This window comes from Vreelandella subterranea, assembly GCF_900111305.1.
In the GTDB taxonomy this organism is placed as follows: domain Bacteria; phylum Pseudomonadota; class Gammaproteobacteria; order Pseudomonadales; family Halomonadaceae; genus Vreelandella; species Vreelandella subterranea.
In genome coordinates, this window is the sequence record NZ_FOGS01000007.1 from 94676 (window position 1) to 114849 (window position 20174).

Consider the following 20174-nt stretch of genomic DNA (forward strand, 5'->3'; position numbering starts at 1 on the left):
AATGAGTTGCGAAGGCCGAGGGAGCATTGTAGCAGGTCACCTGCTTTGCTGAGACTCAAACATGTCGGTAATGAGGATTTCATGTCTGAAATATTCAACGTTGAGCGCGTCACGCGGTTATGCGAGTTCTTGCGCCGGTCTCCCACACCATGGCACGCCACGCATGCCATGGCGGAGCGTCTGGAGCAGGCGGGTTTCGAGCGCCTGGAAGAGACCGCCAATTGGCAGCTGTCGCCCGGCCAGCGCTACTACGTGACACGCAATGATTCATCATTGATCGCCTTTCAATTGCCCAAAGAGCCGCTGCACAGCATGCGCATGCTGGGCGCCCACACCGATAGCCCCGGGCTGCGTTTAAAGCCCAATGCCACCCAGTATGCCGCCGGCTGGCTCCAGTTGGGGGTGCAGGTGTATGGCGGTGCCCTGCTGGCGCCGTGGTTCGACCGCGACCTGGGAATCGCGGGACGGGTGCATATCCGCCACGCCGATGGGCAACTGGAAAGTGTGCTGCTTAACGTTGATCGGCCGGTGGCGATGATTCCGAGTCTTGCGATTCACCTTGATCGGGACGTCAATGCCGGGCGTAGCATCAATCCTCAGACTCAGATGGCGCCTGTATTGATGCAAAGCGATACTGAAAGGCTCGAGGATCTGCTGGCGCGCTGGCTGGAAGCTGAGCACGGCCTGCGGGCGGTCGACGTGGTGGATTTTGAACTGGGCTTTTACGACGTTCAGCCGCCTTCGCTGGTGGGCGTCAACCAGGAACTGATCGCGAGCGCGCGCCTGGATAACCTGCTGTCGTGTTTTGTGGGCCTGGAAGCGTTGCTCGACTGCGATGGTCAGCAGGGCGCGCTGCTGGTCGCCAATGACCACGAGGAAGTCGGCAGTGCCAGCGCCTGCGGCGCTCAGGGACCGTTTCTGGGCGATGTGCTGAGGCGTATCAATGCCCAATTGGGCAGAGGGAGTGAAAAGGGTAGCGACGAATCACTGATTCAACTGATCCAGTCATCGCTGATGATCTCCTGCGATAACGCCCACGGCCTGCACCCCAACTTTCGCGATAAGCACGACGAGCAGCACGGGCCGACACTTAACGGTGGGCCGGTCATCAAGGTCAACGCCAGCCAGCGCTACGCCACCAACAGCGTGACCGGTGCGCTGTTCCGGGATATTTGCCGCGCGGCGGATGTGCCTGTCCAGTCGTTTGTGACCCGCTCGGACATGGGCTGCGGCAGCACCATCGGCCCGATCACCGCCACCGAAGTCGGCGTACCCACCATTGATGTGGGGCTGCCCCAGTGGGCAATGCACTCGGTACGCGAAACGGCGGGTACCCAAGACGTCGAGCACCTTACCCGGGCGCTGGTCGGCTTTTTAAACCGCAAGGTGCTTAATTGAACGTTTCTGTCACCCACAAACCCACAAAAAAGCCCGCTGACAGGATCAGCGGGCTTTTGGGTATTCAGTGGTTGGTGGCTACGCCCTGATTTGAACAGGGGACCCCATCATTATGAGTGATGTGCTCTAACCAGCTGAGCTACGTAGCCATTCAACGGGGGCGAATATTACTCAGCGCGGCTGAGTCCGTCAAGTTTTTGTTGCACAGCGCGCGTGGGCGGCGATTATCTTTCATCGGGGCGCGTCAGGGGAAACCAATCGACCGATGCCCGGATAACATCCTGGTAGTTACGGATACGCTGAACATAATGGACCGGCTCATAGCCCCGTGCGTAGCCGTGTTGCGTCTGCGGATAGTAGCGCTTGTCGGCCTTGAGGGGCAGAACCTCTTGCATATCCGCCCAGGAGTCAGGGTCTTTGCCCAGCTCCCGGGCCAGCTCGCGCGCATCCAGTACGTGGCCGCGGCCAATGTTGTAGCTTGCCAGGGCCAGGTAGGTGCGATCCGGCTCGGCCAGGGTGTCGGGAAGGCGCTCATGGCGGTCGGCTAGATAGCGGGCGCCACCATTGATGGACGCGGCCGGGTTCAGGCGATTGTCGACGCCAAGGGATTGGGCCGTGTTCTGGGTCAGCATCATGATGCCGCGTACACCGGTGGGGGAGACCGCTTGTGGGTCCCAGTGCGACTCCTGGTAGGCCAGCGCGGCGAGCAGGTCGGCTGGCATGCCAGTCTCATCCTGGGCTTCCAGGAAAAGGTCAAGGAAGTCAGGCAGGCGTTCGTCGATGCGCCGGTTGAGCGCACGCAGGTCAACGAAGTCGAACTCGCTGATATAGGCGTAGTAGCGCTGCTGCACCTCGTCGATGCTTTCCTGGCCTTCGGGGCTTGCCATCCACTGGTTGGCCATGTCGGCCAGTGCCTGCTGGTCGGCGGGCAGATACCAGCCCAGACGGTCGCCGCTGGTGAGGTTGATGGCCACTTCCAGGTGCGGAAAGTGGCGGCGCACCAGCTGGACGATATTGGAGTCGGCAACGGTGCAGTCAATGCGCTTTTCGGCCACGTCGGTCAGTAATATCTCAGTGGTGCGCGGGTCTTCCTCGAAGTCGATGCCCGTGTGCTGGTTGACCAGGCTCTGCAGCTTTTCGGCGTAGCTGGAATCTGCCGTGACACGGATACCGATCCCGGCCATTTCCTCTACCTGTCGCGGCATGGGCCGCATGTCCCGGTGACAGACCAGTTGCTCGACGATATCGGTGTGAGTGGGGCCCCGGCGGAAGTGTTCATCCCGGGTGGGCAGGTGCGTCAGCCCAGCGGCGGCGAGCTGCTGCTCATCGCCTTGCAAGGACTGGAGCACCCCCGAGGTGGACTCGGCAAGCGTCCATTCAACCTCCCAATCGTTGGCGTCGGCGAACGCTTCCACAAGGTCGTGCTCGGGGCCTGCAGGATTTCCATGGCGATCAAGGTAATAGGTCGTGGCGCTGTTGCGGGTAACGACGTTAATCGATCCGCCCGGTTCGGGCGGATCGAGCTGTGTGATCGTCGGCTCGCTCTGGCCGCAGCCTGAAAGCACCGCCAGCGGTAGCAGCAAGCTGAAAATGACCAGATGGGATCGGGGTGTATGACGGATCGTCCGATCATCTGGGTAGAGTGGATAAGGCATCAATTAACCCTAGCAGGCCTCAGCGCTGCCAGGAAGGCAGCGCTTAAACGCTGGGTTATCGGTGGTGAGGGTGTGCCGCTACCCTTGAGCGGTGACGTGTTGCGGGCTAGACATTGAAACGGAAATGCACCACGTCGCCGTCCTTGACGATGTATTCCTTGCCTTCCAGCCGCCATTTGCCCGCGTCTTTGGCACCCTGCTCGCCGCCCAGTGAGACAAAGTCATCAAAGGCGATCACTTCGGCGCGGATAAAGCCTTTCTGGAAGTCGGTATGGATGGCGCCAGCGGCTTCTGGTGCGGTAGCCCCTTGTTTGACGGTCCAGGCGCGCACTTCCTTGACGCCTGCCGTGAAGTAGGTCTGCAAGCCGAGTAATGCATAGCCAGCGCGAATCACGCGGTCCAGGCCGGGTTCTTCCATCCCCATCTCGCTCAAGAACATCTCGCGTTCTTCGTCATCCAGCTCGGCGATTTCGGCTTCGATCTGGTTGCATACCGGCACCACGACAGCGCCTTCTTCCGCAGCGATTTCGTTGACGATATCGAGGTAGGGGTTGTTGTCGAACCCGTCTTCATTGACATTGGCAATGTACATGGTGGGCTTGAGCGTCAAAAAGCCGAAGCTTTTCACCTGAAGCTGTTCTTCTTCGCTCAGGCCAAAACTGCGCAGCGGCATCCCTTCGGCGAGGTGCGGGTGAATTTTGTCCAGTACGGCCTTGGTGGCAATGGCGTCCTTATCGCCGCCTTTGACAACGCGTACCAGGCGCTGGCTGGCTTTTTCGACGGTATCCAGATCGGCAAGCGCGAGTTCAAGGTTGATGGTTTCGATATCAGCGCGCGGGTCGACCTGATTGGAGACATGGATCACGTTGTCGTTATCGAAACAGCGCACCACGTGGGCGATAGCCTGCGTTTCGCGGATATTGGCCAGAAACTTGTTGCCTAGCCCTTCACCTTTTGAGGCACCTGCCACCAGGCCGGCAATATCGACAAACTCCATGGTGGTCGGCAGCACTTTCTGCGGTTTGACGATCTCGGCCAACGCATTGAGGCGCGGGTCGGGCATGGGGACGATCCCGACGTTGGGCTCGATGGTGCAGAAGGGGAAGTTTTCTGCATCAATACCCGACTTGGTAAGCGCATTGAAGAGTGTTGACTTGCCGACGTTGGGCAGGCCGACGATGCCGCAGTTAAAACCCATAAAGTGTTCCTGAAATAAAATGGTAGGCGAGAAATCAAAGGCCATTCTACGAGATCAGCCCGCTGCCAGCTACGGGGGCAGCGCTACTGCTTGAGGCTGTGCAACTGGTTCATGGCTTTGGCCCAGTCACCGGCCAGTGCCATGGGTAATGTCGCCTGGCATTCTTCGATCACGCGTTCAATTGCCGCTTGTTCATCCTTGCCAGCGCGACCCAGTACATAGTTGGTCACCTGGCGTGCGTCGCCCGGGTGGCCGACGCCAATTCGCACGCGGTGAAACTGCTTCTGGTTGCCGAGTGCGCTGGTGATATCGCGCAGCCCATTATGGCCGCCGTGGCCGCCACCGGTTTTATAACGCGCCTGACCTGCAGGCAGGTCGAGTTCATCGTGGGCCACCAGCAGATTTTCCGGGGCAAGCTTGAAAAACTGGCTCAATGCCGCGACGGCAGCGCCGCTGCGGTTCATGAAGGTGGCGGGCTTGAGGAGATGCACGTCCTGGTCGCCGATGCGAACCTTGGCATAGTGCCCCAGGAACTTCTTTTCCGGGCGCAATTCGCCATGCGCGCTGCTGGCAATGGCATCGACCAGCCAAAAGCCGGCGTTATGGCGCGTTGCCGCATATTCCGGCCCGGGGTTGCCGAGTCCAATGATGGCCGTTACCTGGCTCATTTTCCACCTCCAAAAAATTTCCGGGAGAAATTTTTGACGCCGCGCCAGCGGCGGCCCGAAGGGCGTCTGCCGCGGGTGGCAGGCCGCAAAAAAAATCAAGCGCCGAGGCGCTTGATTTTAACATTACGAAGGCCGTTAAGGGACGGCCAACGCTGACAGCTTACTCGGCGCTGTTGTCTTCTTCGCCTTCACTGCCACTTTCGCTTTCACCACCTTCATCTTCGTCGTCTTCAGTCGCACGAACCTTCATCTTGGTGATGCTAAGAATCGCGTTGTCGTGATCTTCACCGTGAGACAGGTCAACTGAAGTGACGCCCGCCGGCAGGGTCAGGTCTGACAGGTGCAGCGTGGTGCCAACCTCGGCATTGCTGATGTCAATTTCCAGGTAGTCAGGAAGGTCTTTCGGCAAGCAGCTGATCGCCACTTCGTTGGCGAGAACGTGCAGTTCGCCGTCCTGGTCTTTGATGCCCACACACGCTTCTTCGCCAGTCACGTGCAGCGGCACGTTCATGGTGATTTCGTGGGTAGCGTCAACACGCAGGAAGTCGGCATGGGTCAGCAGCGGCTTGTAGGGGTGACGCTGAAGGTCACGTACCACTACCTGTTCTTCCTTGCCTTCAATCACGAGCGTGATGACCGAGGAGAAGAACGACTCGTCTTCAATCGCCTTGTAAAAAGCGGTTTTTTCGACGGCGATCGACTGTGCATCTTTGTTACCGCCGTAAACAACGGCCGGTACCTGTTCGTTCGCACGACGCAGGCGGCGGCTCGCACCTTTCCCCAGGTCGTTACGAACACTGGCTTTCAAGCTAAAATCAGACATGGAATTGCCTCTTGGTTTTGAGTAAGGAAACGCCGCCGTCCGCGACCAGACGACGACGTTCCCAGGAGCCCGTAAGCGGGCTGTGATGTCAGGCGATTAGTGGAACATCGCGCTGACAGATTCTTCGTTGCTGACGCGGCGGATGGCTTCCGCGATCAGGCCAGCTACGCTCAACTGACGAATTTTACCGCTCCGTCGCGCTGCGTCGGAAAGCGGGATGGTGTCGGTCACCACGACTTCGTCAAGTTCTGAGTTGGTGATATTGTCGACGGCAGGGCCGGATAATATCGGGTGCGTGGCGTAGGCGACGACGCGCTTGGCACCATGATCTTTCAGCGCTTCACCGGCTTTGCACAGGGTACCGGCGGTGTCGATCATGTCGTCGACGACCACACAGGTACGGCCTTCAATTTCACCGATGATGTGCATCACCTGGGCTTGGTTAGCCTGAGGGCGACGCTTGTCGATGATGGCCAGGTCGGCATTGAGCTGTTTGGCGATGGCGCGGGCGCGCACAACGCCGCCCACATCGGGGGACACCACTACCAGGTCGCTGTAGTTCTGGCGCTCGATGTCGTCGAGCAGGATCGGCGACCCGTAGACGTTATCCACCGGCACGTCGAAGAAACCCTGGATCTGGTCGGCGTGCAGGTCCATGGTCATGACGCGGTCAACCCCGGCCTTGACCATGATGTCGGCGACCACTTTGGCCGAGATGGGCACCCGTGCCGAACGCACTCGGCGGTCCTGGCGGGCATAGCCAAAGTAGGGCAGCACCGCCGTGATGCGAGTGGCTGAGGCGCGCCGCAGGGCGTCGACCATCAGGATCAGCTCCATCAGGTTGTCGTTAGTCGGCGCACAGGTGGACTGCAGGATGAAGACATCCTTACCGCGCACGTTCTCATTGATCTCGACCGCGATTTCACCGTCGCTGAATTGACCCACCGTGGCGTTACCCATACGGCTGTCCAAGCTCTCGGCAATTTTTTGAGCGAGTTCGGGATTGGCGTTCCCGGCGAAAACCATCAGTTTTGACACGCGCAGCCACCTTTGCAGTGTTGGGATTCAGGGAGGAAAACGCTGGTCAGCCTTAGGCTGGCTGGGGTACCAGGATTCGAACCTGGGAATGCCGATACCAAAAACCGGTGCCTTACCACTTGGCTATACCCCAGTAATGACCTAATGCGATGACCGGGCGATTCAGCAGCCCAAAGCATCATGTAGAGGAGAGGTGTTGAGTCCGCGAGCCACCCAGGCGGATCCGTGATGGCCCGCTGCTTCGGCAACTGCGTGTGCCGTCTGCGCATCTTCGAATGCTGCAAACACACAGGCGCCCGTGCCGGTTAACCGGCTTGGTGCATGCTGCGATAGCCAGTCTAGCGCTTGTGCAATGGCTGGATAGTGCCGTTTGACCACCGCTTCACAGTCATTGCGCCACTCCGACGCTCCCCCCTGCAGTGCGCGCGCCATAGTAATGGGGCGGCTGTCGCGTGTCAATTGCGGGTCCTGGAATACCGCCTGTGTCGAGACGCTGACACCGGGGTGAATGATCACAAACCAGGGGGTGTCAAGAGTCACCGGCGTGAGCTGCTCACCGACGCCCTCGGCCCAGGCGGTGTGGCCATGAACAAAGACAGGGATGTCAGCGCCCAGTCGAAGCCCAAGGGCGGCGAGTTCGTCAAGCGAGAACCCAAGCCGCCAGAGGGCGTTGAGGCCAACCAGCGTCGTGGCCGCATCGGAACTGCCGCCACCCACTCCGCCGCCCATGGGCAGGGTTTTGTCCAGGGTGAGCGTGGCGCCCAGATGGGTGCCGCTCGCCTGCTGCAGCAGCTTGGCAGCTCTTGCGATCAGGTTGTCGTCGTCGGCAACGCCTGGCACGCGGGTAGCCAGCTGAATCACGCCGTCATCCCGGGAAGTGAGTGTCAACTGGTCGCATAGGTCAATAATCTGAAACAGCGTTTGCAGACGATGGTAGCCGTCTTCACGGCGACCGGTAATATGCAGCAGTCGATTCAGCTTGGCGGGCGCAGGCAGCGTCAGGGTTGTCATCATGCTTGGCTTACTGGCCCTCTTCGCCTGTGGCGCGCCATTCGTTGACGACCAGGGTGATTCGGATGTCGTCGTAGTTCATCACCAGGCGGCGCGGTAGCCACATGCCTGCGAATTGCTCCCAGTCGCGATAGTCGATTTCCCAGCCGTCCTGGGCTAAATGACTGGGGAAGCCGAATTCGTCGCTTTCCATCTGGTAGTTTTTATCGTCACCGGGCAGGCCGCGAACCCAGTCGGGCATGTCGCTGACGGGTAGCGCCCAGCCTAATTGTTCTTCCATCAGGGCTTCGGGGGTTTCGGCCTCGAAGCGGCCTTCGCTGTTGGACAGTGAGAAGCGCCCCTCGCGGCCTTCCAGTACGTTACGTCCACCGCCAAAAGGGCCGCTGATCAGCATGCGGAAATAGTGGGGGTGCTGGTTCCAGTCGAGATTGGCGCTGGTGTTGTCGTCGGGGGTGCGTAATCCGGCCTTGCCCACCAGGGTCCAGGTGTCAAAGTCGTTTACCCGGTCTTCCTGGGCATCCCAGTCACCGACTTGACGGCCGCTTTCATCCTGCGGGGCTTGGGTGGCGCACCCGGCGAGCAATAAGGCCGCCGCGCAGGCCGCAAGCCTTGATGCCCGGCGCAAGGGATGGGGCGTTATATAAGTGGAAGCAATAGTGGGCATGTGTCGGACTCCTTGTCAGTTCATCGGTCAGCGGCTGTCGCGCACGAGTAAGCGCCGGTGACGTCTTAGAGGTGGTTTGCCGGGTCGAGTTCGGGATAGCGCTGTAGTAATTCGTCAATCGTCGGGTGGTCCTGGGTGCGCTGCTGTATGTCACGGATAATTTGGCGTGCTTCGTCGCTGCGCCCAAGGGCATGAAGCACCTCGGCAAGATGGCCGGCAATTTCCTGGTCGGGCATGCGGGCATAGGCCTTTTCGAGCCAGGGGAGGGCTTTCTCGGCATCGCCCAGGCGGTAATACACCCAGCCAAGGCTGTCGAGCACCGCAGGGTTGTCACCGTCAAGCGCATAGGCGCGCTCGATCAGCTCGCGGGCTTCTTCCAGACGGCCGGGAAGGTCGAGGTCCGCCAGGGTATACCCCAGCGCATTGAGCGCCACGGCATTGTCGGGTTCGATGCGCAACACATGGCGCAGGTCTTCCTCCATTTGTTCAACATCGCCCATCTCCCAGGCGCGCATCGCGCGGAAATAAAGCAGGTCAGTATCGTCTGGCGTGCGTGTCAACTCCCGGGTAAGAAGGGCATTGGCATCATCAGTGCGGCCCAGCTCGTCGAGTAGCTGTACTTCCAGCTTGACCAGTTCGCTGAAGTAGTCGTCGTGACGCATGCGCTCGACACGCAAAAAGGCGCGCGCGTCGATGAGCCGGTCGTCATCGATGAGCATCTGCGCCGCCGTGGCGCGAGCGGGCAGAAATTCCTCGCCGCTGTCGACCTGCCGGTAGTAAAGCAGGGCGTTGTCGGTGTCGCCTTTCGACTGGGCAATCACACCCAATAGATAGTAGGCCAGGTTGGGCGTATCGTCCCGGCCCATCAGCGGCTGTAGAAGGCGCTGTGCGGGGTCGGGATGGCCCTCATCCAGATAGAGCTGGGCGAGGGCGACCCGTAACGCATCGCTGCCCGTATGGCGGTCGAGCAGGGCGTCGGTCTGCTGTTGGGCGGCATCGAGATTGTCGAGTCGAATCTCCGCCTGCGCCAGCAGCAATAAAAAGCGCACGTCATCGGGATTATCCAGCAGGCCTTGCCGGGCTGCCTGGCGAGCCTTGCCGGGGTTGCCGGTTTCAAGCGCCAGTTGGCCTTCGACCAGCAGCAGGGAGGGGCGTTCGCTCAGGCCCGAGGCCTGGTCGAGGTAGCCGCGCGCTCGTTCAGTGCGCCCGAGCGCCGCTTCCCAGAGCGCCGCCGCCAGCAGGGCATCGGCTTGTTGAGCCGGGTCGTTGGAAGAGGCCTGGTTCAAATGCTCGACAAGGCGGCTTAGCAGTCGGTTGAGCGGGCCCTGTTCGGCGATGGCGGTTTCGGCAAAACTGGTGAGTTCGCCACCCCGGTCCGCCTCACTCAAGGCCAGGCGGCGTTCCAGGCTTTCCATCCAATTGCCCTGCTGCAGCGAAAGCGCAGCGAGCAGTCGGTTGGGGGTGTCGGCCCGCGGGTTCAGAGTTTTCCAGCTCTGCGCCGCTTCTTCGATCAGGCTTTCGTCGTTGCTGAAACGGGCCGCAAAAGTAGCGCGCTCGGCCAGCGCTTCGGCCCCGTAGCGTCTGGCGGCTTCAAGGTAGCCTTGGCTGGCCCGTTTGAAGTCGCCGCGCTGCCCGGCAAACTCGGCTTGCAGCAGCGTGCTTAAACCAGCAGCGTCCAGCCCCTGCGTAACCGGCGGGGCGTTATCCATGGGGTCGGCAGTTAATGAAAGCCGCTCGTCGTTGGCATTGGGCGACAGCTGGCAGCCACTCACGGATAGCGTGATGGCGGCCAGGGAAAACAGTAGCAGACGTAGTGGCATGCGGATCTCAATCAGTTGGCCGAGTACCCAGCATAGCGGCTTGCCTGCCTGCGGCAAAGTGGTGTGCGCCAGATCATTCTGTGCTGTGATAAGATAGTGCCTTTATCGTGCGGCGTTTAGCCCTCATATCTCTGCCCAGACTTGCATGAGCAAGCCCAAATTGACGTGAAGACCGACACACTAGCGAAGACGCCTAACCCATGACGCTCCTTGCCCTGGGAATTAATCATCGCACCGCCAGCATCGCCGTGCGCGAACAGGTTGCCTTTACACCGGCGCAGCTCAATCATGCGCTGATGGAATTGCGTGCGCTACCGCAAATCAGCGAAGCGGCGGTACTGTCCACCTGTAACCGGACAGAACTGTATTGCGTGACTGACGCGGCAGGCGAGAAAGTCGTCCTTGACTGGCTGAGCCGCTTTCATCGGTTACAGGTCGATGAACTGACCCACTGTGCCTACCACTACCTGGATAACGAGGCGGTTCGCCACCTGATGCGCGTTGCCGTGGGACTCGATTCCATGGTGCTTGGTGAGCCGCAGATTCTTGGTCAGCTCAAGGAAGCCTATCAGCAGGCCCGTGAAGCCCAAGGCTTGGGCAGCGAGCTGGAACGATTATTCCAGCATACGTTTGCCGTGGCCAAACAGGTGCGCACGGAAACCGGTATTGGCAAGAACCCGGTATCAATCGCTTACGCCGCCGTCAGCATGGCCAGCCGGATTTTTGACGATTTTGGCCGCTCAAAGGCGCTGTTGATCGGGGCAGGTGAGACCATCGAGCTGGTCGCCCGGCACCTCCATGAAGCCGGGGTGCGAAAGCTGACGGTGGCCAACCGGACCCGTGAGCGCGCCGAGAAGGTATCAGCGCCCCTCGGCGGCACGGCGATCACCCTGCCGGAGATCCCGGCCGCGCTGGAGGAAGCGGATATCGTTATTTCCTCAACGGCGGCGCCGCTACCGATTCTCGGCAAGGGCATGGTCGAGCGTGCCCTTAAAAAACGTCGTCATCGCCCGGTGTTCATGGTCGATATTGCCGTCCCTCGGGATATCGAGCCCGAAGTGGGGGATCTCGCCGATGTCTTCCTGTATACCGTCGATGACCTTGAAGAAGTCATTCAGGAAAACCGTCGGCATCGTCAGGTGGCCGCTGATCAGGCGGAGTCACTGATTGAGCATGGCGTTAGTGGCTGGCAGCATGAGCGGCGCATTCGCCACGGTGGCGAGCTTATTCGCGGTTATCGCCGCCACGGGGAGTCGCTGAGGGATGCCGCCCGAGACCAGGCCCTGGAGCGTCTGGCGCGTGGCGAGGACCCGACAAAGGTTGTCGAGCGTCTGGCCCACCAACTGGCCAACCGGCTGATGCACCAGCCGACACAGACGCTGCGCGATGCGGCGTCTCAGGAAGATCACGCGCTATTGGAAGCGGCGCCGCGACTGTTGATGCCGCCCAAGCCTGCCTTTGAGAAACCCTCGACATCGACGGCCAATCGCCAGAAGGATGATACGCCCGCATGAAAGAAACACTGCGCCAACGTTTAGATAGCTTTGCCGACCGATTCGAAGAGCTGTCGATGCTGTTGTCCGACCCCGAGGTGATCCAGGATCAGCAGCGTTTTCGCGATTACTCCCGCGAATATGCCGAACTTGACGAACTGGTGGGGGCTTGGCAGCGCTATCGCCGTATCGAAAACGATATTGATGCAGCGCAGCAGCTCAGCCAGGACAGCGACCCCGAGATACGCGAACTCGCTGAGATGGAGATCGACGACGGGCGTGAGCAGCTGGACGCGTTAGATGCTGAGCTCAAGCGACTGCTGGTGCCCAAGGACCCTGATGATGGCCGTGGCGTCTACCTGGAAGTCCGCGCGGGGACGGGCGGCGATGAAGCCTCATTGTTTGCCGGCGACCTGTTTCGCATGTATTCCCGGTATGCCGAAAAACGCGGTTGGCGGGTGGAAGTGGTGAGCGCCAGTCACGGCGAACAGGGCGGGTACAAAGAGATTATTTCCCGGGTCAAGGGCGATGGCGTCTACGCCCGGCTGAAGTTTGAGTCGGGAGCCCACCGCGTCCAGCGCGTCCCCGCCACCGAATCCCAGGGGCGCATTCACACCTCGGCGTGCACCGTGGCGGTGATGCCCGAAGTCGACGATGTCGGCGATATCGATATCAACGCCGGTGACTTGCGTGTCGATACCTTCCGCTCCAGCGGCGCGGGCGGCCAGCACGTCAATACCACCGACTCGGCGATTCGCATTACCCACTTGCCCACAGGGGTGGTCGTTGAGTGCCAGGAAGAGCGCAGCCAGCATAAAAACCGGGCCAAGGCGATGTCGCTGCTGGCGGCTAAGTTGAAGCAAAGCGCCCAGGATGCTCAGCGCCAGGACCAGGCCGATACCCGTCGCTCGCTGGTGGGCTCGGGCGATCGCAGTGAGCGCATCCGCACCTATAACTTTCCCCAGGGGCGGATTACTGATCATCGCATCAACCTGACACTGTACAAGTTGACCGAAGTGGTGAGCGGTGAACAGCTCGACGATGTGATCGACCCGCTGGTGCAAGAGTATCAGGCGGAGCAGTTATCTGCCTTGCAGGGTGCCTGATGGCCCTGGATGCGTTGCTACGAAAGGCAACGGAGCGGCTGGCGAAGGCAGGCTCACCCAGTGCGCGGCTGGATGCCGAGGTATTGCTTGGGCATGCCATCGAGCGTGACCGCACCTGGCTGTATACCTGGGGCGATAAAGGCTGTTCAAAATGGCAACAGGCGCGGTTCGATGCGCTTGTAGCTGCCCGCGCCCAGGGCTACCCCGTGGCCTACCTGACCGGTGAGCGTGAATTCTGGGGCCTGCGCCTCATGACGTCGCCGGATACGCTGATTCCCAGGCCCGATACCGAAACGCTGGTGGCGTTGGCGTTACGCCGCGCGGCGCAACCTCAGGGCCGCTTGCTGGATATCGGCACAGGAACCGGGGCGATTGCTCTGGCGTTTGCCAGCGAACGCCCCGGTTGGCAGGTGATCGGCGTTGACCTGCTCCCCGCCGCCGTCGCGCTGGCGCAAACAAATGCCACACAGCTGGGCCTTGGCAATGCCCGTTTCCAGCAAAGCGACTGGTTCAGTGCCTTAGCTGCCCCGCCTGAGGGGGCGGCTTTCGACGTGATTGTCGCCAACCCGCCGTATATAGCGGCGGATGATCCGCATTTGAAACGGGGAGACGTGCGCTTTGAGCCAGCGTCTGCCCTGGTGGCCGACGCCGATGGCTTGGCAGATCTGCTGTACCTTATCGTCACGGCGGAGACTTACCTGTCCGATTCGGGGTGGCTGATGCTTGAACATGGCCATGGCCAAGCCGCCGAACTGCGCGAGGCCATGCGGGTAGCGGGCTATCAAAACGTTGAAACGGTTCGCGACCTGGGAGGTCATGAACGCGTTACGCTAGGCTCTTTAATTACCGTCTGATTCTTCAGTAATGGATCCTGCCATGAAAGCAAAAAACAAAACGCTGGACCGTATCGATCTAAAAATCCTGCGCTGTCTGCAGGAAAACGCGCGAATTTCGTATGTGGACCTGGCCACCGAGGTGGGGCTTTCGACAACCCCCTGTCTGGAGAGGGTCAAGCGCCTTGAAAAGGCCGGCATCATTCGTGGCTATCAAGCGATTCTCGATCCTCAGGCGCTCAAGGCGAATCTACTGGTGTTTGTCGAGATCAGCCTTGAAACCCAGTCGCCCGCCGTTTTCGATGAATTTCGACGCGCAGTGGAAAAGCTGCCGCAGATTCAGGAATGCCACCTGGTCTCAGGGCAGTTTGATTACATTTTAAAATGCCGTATTCCCGAAATGTCGGCGTATCGCCAACTGCTTGGTGATGTCGTCCTGACCCTGCCGGGCGTCAAGGAGTCGAAAAGTTACGTGGTCATGGAGGAGGTGAAAGAAAGCTTCAGCCTGCATGTACCTGAGTTTGAGGATTTCGAGGAAAAGTAGCCCATGATGGATGATCCCGCGCTGCTGCGCTATAGCCGTCAGATCATGTTGCCAGAGGTGGATATCGACGGTCAGGAGCGGCTGATCGGTAGCCATGCACTGATTGTCGGGGCCGGTGGGTTGGGGTCGCCGGCGGCGCTGTATCTGGCGGCGGCGGGGGTGGGGCATATCACCCTGGTTGATGCGGATAGCGTTGAGCTTTCCAATCTGCAGCGTCAAATTGCCCACCAGCAGGCGAGTATCGGTCATAACAAGGCCGATTCGGCCAAGGCCAGTATGCAGGCACTCAACCCTGAGTGCCGGGTCAGTACGGTCGTGGAGCACGCCCAGGGTGAGCTGCTCGAGCGGTTGGTTGCCACCGCCGATGTGGTGCTTGACTGCACGGATCGCTTTTCCAGCCGTTACGCCATCAATGCCGCCTCGCAAAAAGCCAGGGTGCCGCTGGTATCCGGGGCTGCGATTCGTTTTTCAGGGCAACTGGCGGTATTTGATCCGCGTCAGCCCGATGCGCCCTGTTACGCCTGTTTGTACCCACCCGATGGGCAAGGCGATGATGCGTTGAGCTGTGCAGAAAGCGGCGTGATGGCCCCTCTGGTCGGCGTGATCGGCTGCTTCCAGGCCGTCGAGGCGTTCAAGCTGCTCAGTGGCGCTGGCAAGGCCCACCAGGGGCTATCGCTTTTCGAGGCGCTAAGCGGCCACTGGCGACACTTTAACGTCCCCAGGGATCCTGCCTGTCCGGTCTGCGCGCCTGCCCGTTAAGGGGTGTCGGTTTCTTCTTTTGTGGCGGTGCCGTCATCAGCCGGGAGGCTGGCTTTCTGCGGGTCGGCCTGTGGTGTTGACGACTCGTGCTTCCCCTTGCTGTTGACGCCCTTTGACGGTGGCGCTGAAAAGACGCTGGTGAAAATGTCGTTATCCGGGTTCATGTCGATGCTGCCATGAAAGACGCTGCCGTCCTCGAGTACCAGGCAGGGAGTGGTAAGGGTGCCGGTCACGTACGCCCCGTCATGCACCGTTATCTTATGCAGGGCAACCAGGTTGCCGTCCACGCTACCCGAAACACGCAAGGTATGCGCGTAGGCGTCGCCACTGAGGCTGCCATTTTTGCCCAGTGTCACGGTGTGCTGTTTGCAGGTCACGACGCCAGTGACCTGGCCTTCGATGGTAATGTCTTCGTCGCTATTGATATCGCCATGAACCTGGGTATTACTGCCGATCACCGAGGTGCTTTGCCGTGACGTAGTGGGCAGGCTGAGGGTCTCATCCGGCATTGCCTGTTGCGTGTCCTTCGTGCTGTGTGGCGCAGTGGGTGGTTTGGTTTTACTGAACATGCGATATACCTGTTGGGGTTGAGAGCGGTTGCCATGGCGGCAATAGCAGCATGATGGCTGTGTTTCATGCGATATTGTTAATTTACGCTGAACATGGTTAAGTCAAAGCGCAAAGATACCGCGCAACTCGCCTTGTATTCTTGACGTTAGCTGATCAGCTTGGGTCTATAACATTGACGCTGAATGAAAAGCGGGGGCATCGCATCTCATGGGTATTGAAACATGGCTGATTTTGCTTAGCGTTGCGGTAATGACATTGATTATTGTGGATGGTAGGCGTAAAAAACTGAAAAAACGGGCAGCGAAAATTGATGACGCCTCAAGGGTAAGCGCTCGAACCGACGACGCAGCAGCCGTTGATAATGCGCGGACCCTGCCTGCTTTGTCTGATGCCTTCACGCCGTCTGAGGAGCCGCCCCGTTGCGACGGTGATGTTTCGCATGAGGCCTCGAGCAGAGAGGGAAGTTATCTGGGAGTGGCGACGCAGGTAGCGGGTAACATCATTGCCAATGAAAGCGTGTCGATTAAAGGGTGCGTGGTGGGGTCTGTGATTGCCAGGCATCAACTGATTCAACTGGGCGCCAGCAGTTTGGTCAGCGCTGACCTGGAAGGGGGGCATGTCTGTATCGATGGCCATCTGGACGGCGACGTCCATGCCAGTGAGAGATTGACCCTGATGTCGAGTGCCAAGGTGCATGGTGCGATGTCAACGAACCGTTTTGAATGTCATTCCGGTGCAAACCTCACAGGTACCGTCGCAGACTGTCAGGCCACCGACAGGTGAGCATAAAAAAGCCCGCTAGTCAGCGGGCGCGACGCCATTGTACTCAGCGTTAAAGGAAATTGGTCCAAGCGTAGTTAACAATTACCCGTGGACCGGTAGGGGGATTTGGGGGCAACCTAGAGGCGTATCAGGTAGTCGAAGGCGCCCAGTGATGCCTTGGCACCTTCGCCCATGGCAATAACGATCTGCTTGTAAGGCACGGTGGTGACGTCCCCGGCGGCAAAAATGCCCGGCACCGATGTCATGCCATGTGCATCGACGATGATTTCGCCGCGCGGGCTCATCTCGATGGGCGAACCTTTCAGCCATTCGGTGTTGGGTACCAGGCCAATCTGCACAAAAATACCTTCCAGCGCGACGTGCTTGATTTCGTCGTTGGTACGGTCCTTGTAGGTCAAGCCATTCACGCGGCTACCGTCGCCGATTACTTCGGTGGTCTGGGCGTTGAGGATGATATCCACGTTGGGCAGGCTCTTGAGTTTTTTCTGCAGGACGGCGTCGGCGCGCATTTCTCCCATGAACTCGATCAGCGTCACGTGCCCGACAATGCCTGCCAGGTCAATCGCGGCCTCTACGCCGGAATTACCGCCGCCAATCACGGCGACATGCTTGCCCTTGAACAGCGGGCCGTCGCAGTGCGGACAGTACGCCACGCCTTTGTTACGGTAGGTCTGCTCGCCAGGCACGTTCATTTCACGCCAGCGCGCGCCGGTGGCCAATACCAGCGTCTTGCTTTTAAGCGTGGCGCCGGACGCCAATGTCACCTCGTGCAGGCCGCCTTCAGTATCGGCAGTTTTGAGCGAGGTGGCGCGCTGCAGGTTCATCACGTCCACTTCGTAATCCTTGACGTGTTCCTCGAGCGCGCTGACCAGCTTGGGCCCCTCGGTGTGCGATACCGAGATGAAGTTTTCAATGCCCATGGTGTCGGCCACCTGACCGCCGAAGCGTTCGGCTGCGATGCCGGTATGGATGCCTTTGCGCGCCGAGTAAATGGCGGCCGCGGCGCCGGCCGGCCCACCGCCAAGCACCAGGGTGTCAAAGGCCGCTTTTTCGCTGAGTTTTTTCGCCTCGCGTTCGGCGGCCCCGGTATCCACCTTGGCAAGAATTTGCTCAAGGGTCATGCGACCTTGATCAAAGGGCTTGCCGTTGAGGTAGATGCTGGGCACCGACATGATCTCGCGGTCTTCCACCTCGTCCTGGAACAGTGCGCCGTCGATGGCAACGTGGCGAATATTGGGGTTGAAAATCGCCATCAGGTTGAGTGCCTGGACAACATCGGGGCAGTTCTGGCAAGACAGCGAATAGTAGGTTTCAAAGACCATTTCCTGATCGAGCGCGCGGATCTGGTCGAGGACATCGTCACTGGCCTTGGGCGGGTGTCCGCCAACCTGCAGCAGGGCCAGGACGAGGGAGGTGAACTCGTGGCCCATGGGAATGCCCGCAAACACGACGCCAGTGTCTTCGCCGGGCCGGGTAATGGCGAAAGACGGTGTTCGCGGATTGTTGCCTTCCGTCGACAGGGTGATCTTGTCGCTCAAGCTGCTAATGTCTTGTAGCAGGTTGAGCAATTCCTTCGATTTATCACCGTCATCCAGCGAGGCGACAAGCTCAAGCGGATGCGTTACTTTTTCCAAATACGCTTTTAGCTGATCTTTTAAATTGGCGTCGAGCATGATCGAAACAACCTCTTGGCTTACAAAGGTGTATGACGGCAATGGGGTCGTCGTTTCAGGGGTACCAGACAACAGCACCCGGGTGATCCCCGGGTGCCTGTCGAAAACTAACGCGTTGCGGCGCCGTTAATAGCGTTAGATCTTGCCGACCAGATCCAGCGAGGGTGCGAGGGTCTCTTCGCCTTCTTTCCACTTGGCAGGGCAGACTTCGTTGGGGTTGGCACGCACATGTTGCGCGGCTTTCACCTTGCGCAGCAGCTCTTCGGCGTTGCGGCCAATGTTGCCGGCGTTGATTTCAACGATCTGGATCTTGCCGTCGGGGTCGACAACAAAGGTGCCGCGCTCGGCGAGGCCAGCGTCTTCAATCAAGACGTCAAAGTTGCGCGAGATACGCAGCGTCGGGTCAGCAATCATCGGGAATTGCAGCTTGCCGATGGTCTCCGAGCTGTCGTGCCATGCCTTGTGGGTAAAGTGCGTGTCGGTAGAGACGCTGTAAATTTCGACACCGAGTTTCTTGAATTCTTCATAGTTGTCTGCCAGATCACCAAGCTCGGTTGGGCAGACAAAGGTAAAGTCGGCTGGATAGAAGAAGAAGATGCTCCACTGACCTTGTAGATCGGCGTCAGAAACGTCAACGAATTCTCCGTTCAAGTAAGCGGTTGCGTTGAACGGTTTGACTTCAGAATTGATCAAGGACATCTATAACATCTCCATTGGCAACGAATGACAGTAAATAATCTCGATAGTTAGACTAAAGGCTAGGTTATAACTGATGAAATTGGAAAAAAATATCAAGCAGATAGAAGGAGACTATTGATAGAGCTCGCATATGTTCATGTCGTGTATTGCGCTACGCTGGGGTAGAAGCAGGCTGCCTGTGGGCATAATACTTTTTTGCGCGTTGTCTTGCGGTAGCGGGCTCCGCGCCGCAAAATTCGCACGGCCAGTCGCTCAGTGGCGAACGGGCGAGGTTAAAACCTTACTTGAGTTTATCGTTGGTTTCACTAAGGAGCAGGGTAATGGGGAATATCCACAAACTTTCCAGGGCCGTTGCGGCCATTTCACTTGCCGCAGCGGCAACCACTGTCAATGCCGATGAAGTCCGGGTATACAACTGGTCCGACTATATTGCACCCGATACATTGGAAAAGTTCACGGAACGCACTGGCATCGAGGTTACCTACGACGTATTTGACAGCAACGAAATACTCGATGCGGCATTGCTTTCAGGCCGGTCCGGCTACGATGTGGTGGTGCCGTCCACCTACTATCTCACGCGGCAAATGAAAGCCGATGTGTATCAACCGCTTGACCATGACAAGATTCCCAATTTAGAGCACTTGAATCCGGCGCTGATGGAGAACCTGGAAGCGGTCGACCCAGGCAGTGAGTACTCGGTGCCGTATATGTGGGGAACCAACGGTATTGGTTACAACGTTGATCGCGTTAAAGAAATTCTTGGCGAAGATGCCCCGGTCGATAGTTGGGCCTTGCTGTTTGACCCTGAGATCACCGGACAACTCAGCGAGGCCGGTTGCGGGCTGTCGATGCTGGATTCCGGCGATGAAATGCTGTCGCCCGCGATGGTTTATCTGGGCCTGGACCCGACGAATGAAAGCCGCGAAGACCTTGAAGCAGCAGGTGAGTTACTCGCCAAAGTGCGTGATGACATGACCTACTTCCACTCGTCTCGCTATGTGTCGGACCTGGCCAACGGCGACATCTGTGTGGCGGCCGGTTACTCGGGGGATATTTTCCAGGCGGCCGACCGGGCTGAAGAAGCCGGGCGTGATTTCGAAATTGCTTACAGCATCCCCAAAGAAGGTGCGGCATTGTGGTTTGACATGATGGCGATTCCCGCCGATGCGCCCAATCCCGATAACGCCCATGCCTTCATCAACTTTATTCTTGATCCGCAAATCGCCGCCGAAATCACCGAGTACGTGCGTTATGCCAACCCCAACGCCGCGGCGGATGAATACCTTTCAGAGGAGATTCTCAACGACCCCGCCATCTACCCTGATACTGACGTGATGGATAACCTCTACGTTCAGGTTGAAAAGCCCCAGGACATCCAGCGCGCTCGCACTCGTATCTGGAACCGCGTAAAATCCGGTCGCTAAGATACGTTCATCCGA

19 protein-coding genes and 2 tRNA genes are annotated in these 20174 nt (G+C 59.0%); 8 read left to right on the forward strand and 13 right to left on the reverse strand.

The window, feature by feature from the left end; all coding sequences use genetic code 11:
* Positions 1-81 precede the first annotated feature (81 nt).
* Positions 82-1398 (forward strand): M18 family aminopeptidase, encoded by a 1317-nt coding sequence (locus BMX75_RS11285; RefSeq protein ID WP_092827980.1) that lies wholly within the window; start codon positions 82-84, stop codon positions 1396-1398.
* Positions 1399-1470: 72 nt separating this feature from the next.
* Here BMX75_RS11285 and BMX75_RS11290 read toward each other — a convergent pair.
* The 10 genes from BMX75_RS11290 to BMX75_RS11335 all read right to left on the reverse strand — a co-directional run bounded on the left by BMX75_RS11290 (position 1471) and on the right by BMX75_RS11335 (position 10275).
* Positions 1471-1547, reverse strand: a tRNA-Met gene (locus BMX75_RS11290).
* A 75-nt stretch (positions 1548-1622) separates the two neighbouring features.
* Complete coding sequence (gene mltF, locus BMX75_RS11295; RefSeq protein WP_092827982.1) at positions 1623-3053, reverse strand: membrane-bound lytic murein transglycosylase MltF; 1431 nt, start codon at positions 3051-3053, stop codon at positions 1623-1625.
* A gap of 106 nt (positions 3054-3159) precedes the next feature.
* A complete protein-coding gene (gene ychF, locus BMX75_RS11300) occupies positions 3160-4251 on the reverse strand; it encodes a redox-regulated ATPase YchF (RefSeq protein WP_066322251.1) in 1092 nt (363 codons plus the stop codon).
* Positions 4252-4334: 83 nt separating this feature from the next.
* Entirely contained in the window at positions 4335-4919 is a 585-nt protein-coding gene (gene pth, locus BMX75_RS11305) for an aminoacyl-tRNA hydrolase (RefSeq protein ID WP_092827984.1), read from the reverse strand.
* A gap of 160 nt (positions 4920-5079) precedes the next feature.
* Entirely contained in the window at positions 5080-5742 is a 663-nt protein-coding gene (locus BMX75_RS11310) for a 50S ribosomal protein L25/general stress protein Ctc (RefSeq protein WP_092827986.1), read from the reverse strand.
* 96 nt (positions 5743-5838) lie between these two features.
* Positions 5839-6780, reverse strand: coding sequence for a ribose-phosphate pyrophosphokinase (locus BMX75_RS11315; protein WP_175474729.1), 942 nt, complete (start codon positions 6778-6780; stop codon positions 5839-5841).
* A 58-nt stretch (positions 6781-6838) separates the two neighbouring features.
* Positions 6839-6913 (reverse strand) — tRNA-Gln (locus BMX75_RS11320).
* Positions 6914-6942: 29 nt separating this feature from the next.
* Complete coding sequence (ispE, locus tag BMX75_RS11325; RefSeq protein WP_092827989.1) at positions 6943-7794, reverse strand: 4-(cytidine 5'-diphospho)-2-C-methyl-D-erythritol kinase; 852 nt, start codon at positions 7792-7794, stop codon at positions 6943-6945.
* A gap of 7 nt (positions 7795-7801) precedes the next feature.
* The gene (gene lolB, locus BMX75_RS11330; protein ID WP_092827991.1) at positions 7802-8455 is read right to left on the reverse strand and encodes a lipoprotein insertase outer membrane protein LolB; all 654 of its coding nucleotides are present in this window, start codon (positions 8453-8455) and stop codon (positions 7802-7804) included.
* A gap of 65 nt (positions 8456-8520) precedes the next feature.
* Entirely contained in the window at positions 8521-10275 is a 1755-nt protein-coding gene (locus BMX75_RS11335; RefSeq protein ID WP_092827993.1) for a tetratricopeptide repeat protein, read from the reverse strand.
* Between the two features lie 200 nt (positions 10276-10475).
* Between BMX75_RS11335 and hemA the strand changes: the two genes are divergently transcribed.
* The 5 genes from hemA to BMX75_RS11360 are packed head-to-tail and all read left to right on the forward strand — an operon-like array spanning position 10476 to position 15010.
* Positions 10476-11789 (forward strand): glutamyl-tRNA reductase, encoded by a 1314-nt coding sequence (gene hemA, locus BMX75_RS11340; protein WP_066322238.1) that lies wholly within the window; start codon positions 10476-10478, stop codon positions 11787-11789.
* A complete protein-coding gene (gene prfA / locus BMX75_RS11345; protein ID WP_092827995.1) occupies positions 11786-12874 on the forward strand; it encodes a peptide chain release factor 1 in 1089 nt (362 codons plus the stop codon). Before hemA ends, prfA begins: the two co-directional genes overlap by 4 nt.
* Complete coding sequence (gene prmC, locus BMX75_RS11350) at positions 12874-13728, forward strand: peptide chain release factor N(5)-glutamine methyltransferase (RefSeq protein WP_092827997.1); 855 nt, start codon at positions 12874-12876, stop codon at positions 13726-13728. Before prfA ends, prmC begins: the two co-directional genes overlap by 1 nt.
* A gap of 22 nt (positions 13729-13750) precedes the next feature.
* Positions 13751-14251, forward strand: coding sequence for a winged helix-turn-helix transcriptional regulator (locus BMX75_RS11355; protein ID WP_092827999.1), 501 nt, complete (start codon positions 13751-13753; stop codon positions 14249-14251).
* Between the two features lie 3 nt (positions 14252-14254).
* Positions 14255-15010: a HesA/MoeB/ThiF family protein gene (locus BMX75_RS11360; protein ID WP_092828001.1), complete on the forward strand. Its 756-nt coding sequence runs from the start codon at positions 14255-14257 to the stop codon at positions 15008-15010.
* Here BMX75_RS11360 and BMX75_RS11365 read toward each other — a convergent pair.
* Complete coding sequence (locus BMX75_RS11365; RefSeq protein ID WP_092828003.1) at positions 15007-15579, reverse strand: bactofilin family protein; 573 nt, start codon at positions 15577-15579, stop codon at positions 15007-15009. The genes BMX75_RS11360 and BMX75_RS11365 overlap by 4 nt on opposite strands.
* A gap of 208 nt (positions 15580-15787) precedes the next feature.
* Here BMX75_RS11365 and BMX75_RS11370 point away from each other — a divergent pair, with 208 nt between their 5' ends.
* On the forward strand, positions 15788-16363 hold the full coding sequence (locus BMX75_RS11370) for a bactofilin family protein (protein WP_092828005.1): 576 nt from the start codon (positions 15788-15790) through the stop codon (positions 16361-16363).
* Between the two features lie 116 nt (positions 16364-16479).
* Here BMX75_RS11370 and ahpF read toward each other — a convergent pair whose 3' ends face one another.
* Positions 16480-18036, reverse strand: a complete 1557-nt coding sequence (ahpF, locus tag BMX75_RS11375) for an alkyl hydroperoxide reductase subunit F (protein ID WP_092828007.1) — start codon at positions 18034-18036, stop codon at positions 16480-16482.
* Positions 18037-18171: 135 nt separating this feature from the next.
* The gene (gene ahpC / locus BMX75_RS11380; RefSeq protein WP_092828009.1) at positions 18172-18735 is read right to left on the reverse strand and encodes an alkyl hydroperoxide reductase subunit C; all 564 of its coding nucleotides are present in this window, start codon (positions 18733-18735) and stop codon (positions 18172-18174) included.
* A gap of 320 nt (positions 18736-19055) precedes the next feature.
* Here ahpC and BMX75_RS11385 point away from each other — a divergent pair, with 320 nt between their 5' ends.
* Positions 19056-20159 (forward strand): polyamine ABC transporter substrate-binding protein, encoded by a 1104-nt coding sequence (locus tag BMX75_RS11385; protein WP_092828011.1) that lies wholly within the window; start codon positions 19056-19058, stop codon positions 20157-20159.
* Positions 20160-20174 lie beyond the last annotated feature (15 nt).

Excerpts from the sequence above, each read along its gene's own strand:
- BMX75_RS11285 (WP_092827980.1), top strand. The coding sequence starts at position 82 with ATGTCTGAAATATTCAACGTTGAGCGCGTCACGCGGTTATGCGAGTTC.
- mltF (WP_092827982.1), bottom strand. The coding sequence starts at position 3,053 with ATGCCTTATCCACTCTACCCAGATGATCGGACGATCCGTCATACACCC.
- ychF (WP_066322251.1), bottom strand. The coding sequence starts at position 4,251 with ATGGGTTTTAACTGCGGCATCGTCGGCCTGCCCAACGTCGGCAAGTCA.
- pth (WP_092827984.1), bottom strand. The coding sequence starts at position 4,919 with ATGAGCCAGGTAACGGCCATCATTGGACTCGGCAACCCCGGGCCGGAA.
- BMX75_RS11310 (WP_092827986.1), bottom strand. The coding sequence starts at position 5,742 with ATGTCTGATTTTAGCTTGAAAGCCAGTGTTCGTAACGACCTGGGGAAA.
- ispE (WP_092827989.1), bottom strand. The coding sequence starts at position 7,794 with ATGATGACAACCCTGACGCTGCCTGCGCCCGCCAAGCTGAATCGACTG.
- lolB (WP_092827991.1), bottom strand. The coding sequence starts at position 8,455 with ATGCCCACTATTGCTTCCACTTATATAACGCCCCATCCCTTGCGCCGG.
- BMX75_RS11335 (WP_092827993.1), bottom strand. The coding sequence starts at position 10,275 with ATGCCACTACGTCTGCTACTGTTTTCCCTGGCCGCCATCACGCTATCC.
- hemA (WP_066322238.1), top strand. The coding sequence starts at position 10,476 with ATGACGCTCCTTGCCCTGGGAATTAATCATCGCACCGCCAGCATCGCC.
- prfA (WP_092827995.1), top strand. The coding sequence starts at position 11,786 with ATGAAAGAAACACTGCGCCAACGTTTAGATAGCTTTGCCGACCGATTC.
- prmC (WP_092827997.1), top strand. The coding sequence starts at position 12,874 with ATGGCCCTGGATGCGTTGCTACGAAAGGCAACGGAGCGGCTGGCGAAG.
- BMX75_RS11355 (WP_092827999.1), top strand. The coding sequence starts at position 13,751 with ATGAAAGCAAAAAACAAAACGCTGGACCGTATCGATCTAAAAATCCTG.
- BMX75_RS11360 (WP_092828001.1), top strand. The coding sequence starts at position 14,255 with ATGATGGATGATCCCGCGCTGCTGCGCTATAGCCGTCAGATCATGTTG.
- BMX75_RS11365 (WP_092828003.1), bottom strand. The coding sequence starts at position 15,579 with ATGTTCAGTAAAACCAAACCACCCACTGCGCCACACAGCACGAAGGAC.
- BMX75_RS11370 (WP_092828005.1), top strand. The coding sequence starts at position 15,788 with ATGGGTATTGAAACATGGCTGATTTTGCTTAGCGTTGCGGTAATGACA.
- ahpF (WP_092828007.1), bottom strand. The coding sequence starts at position 18,036 with ATGCTCGACGCCAATTTAAAAGATCAGCTAAAAGCGTATTTGGAAAAA.
- ahpC (WP_092828009.1), bottom strand. The coding sequence starts at position 18,735 with ATGTCCTTGATCAATTCTGAAGTCAAACCGTTCAACGCAACCGCTTAC.
- BMX75_RS11385 (WP_092828011.1), top strand. The coding sequence starts at position 19,056 with ATGGGGAATATCCACAAACTTTCCAGGGCCGTTGCGGCCATTTCACTT.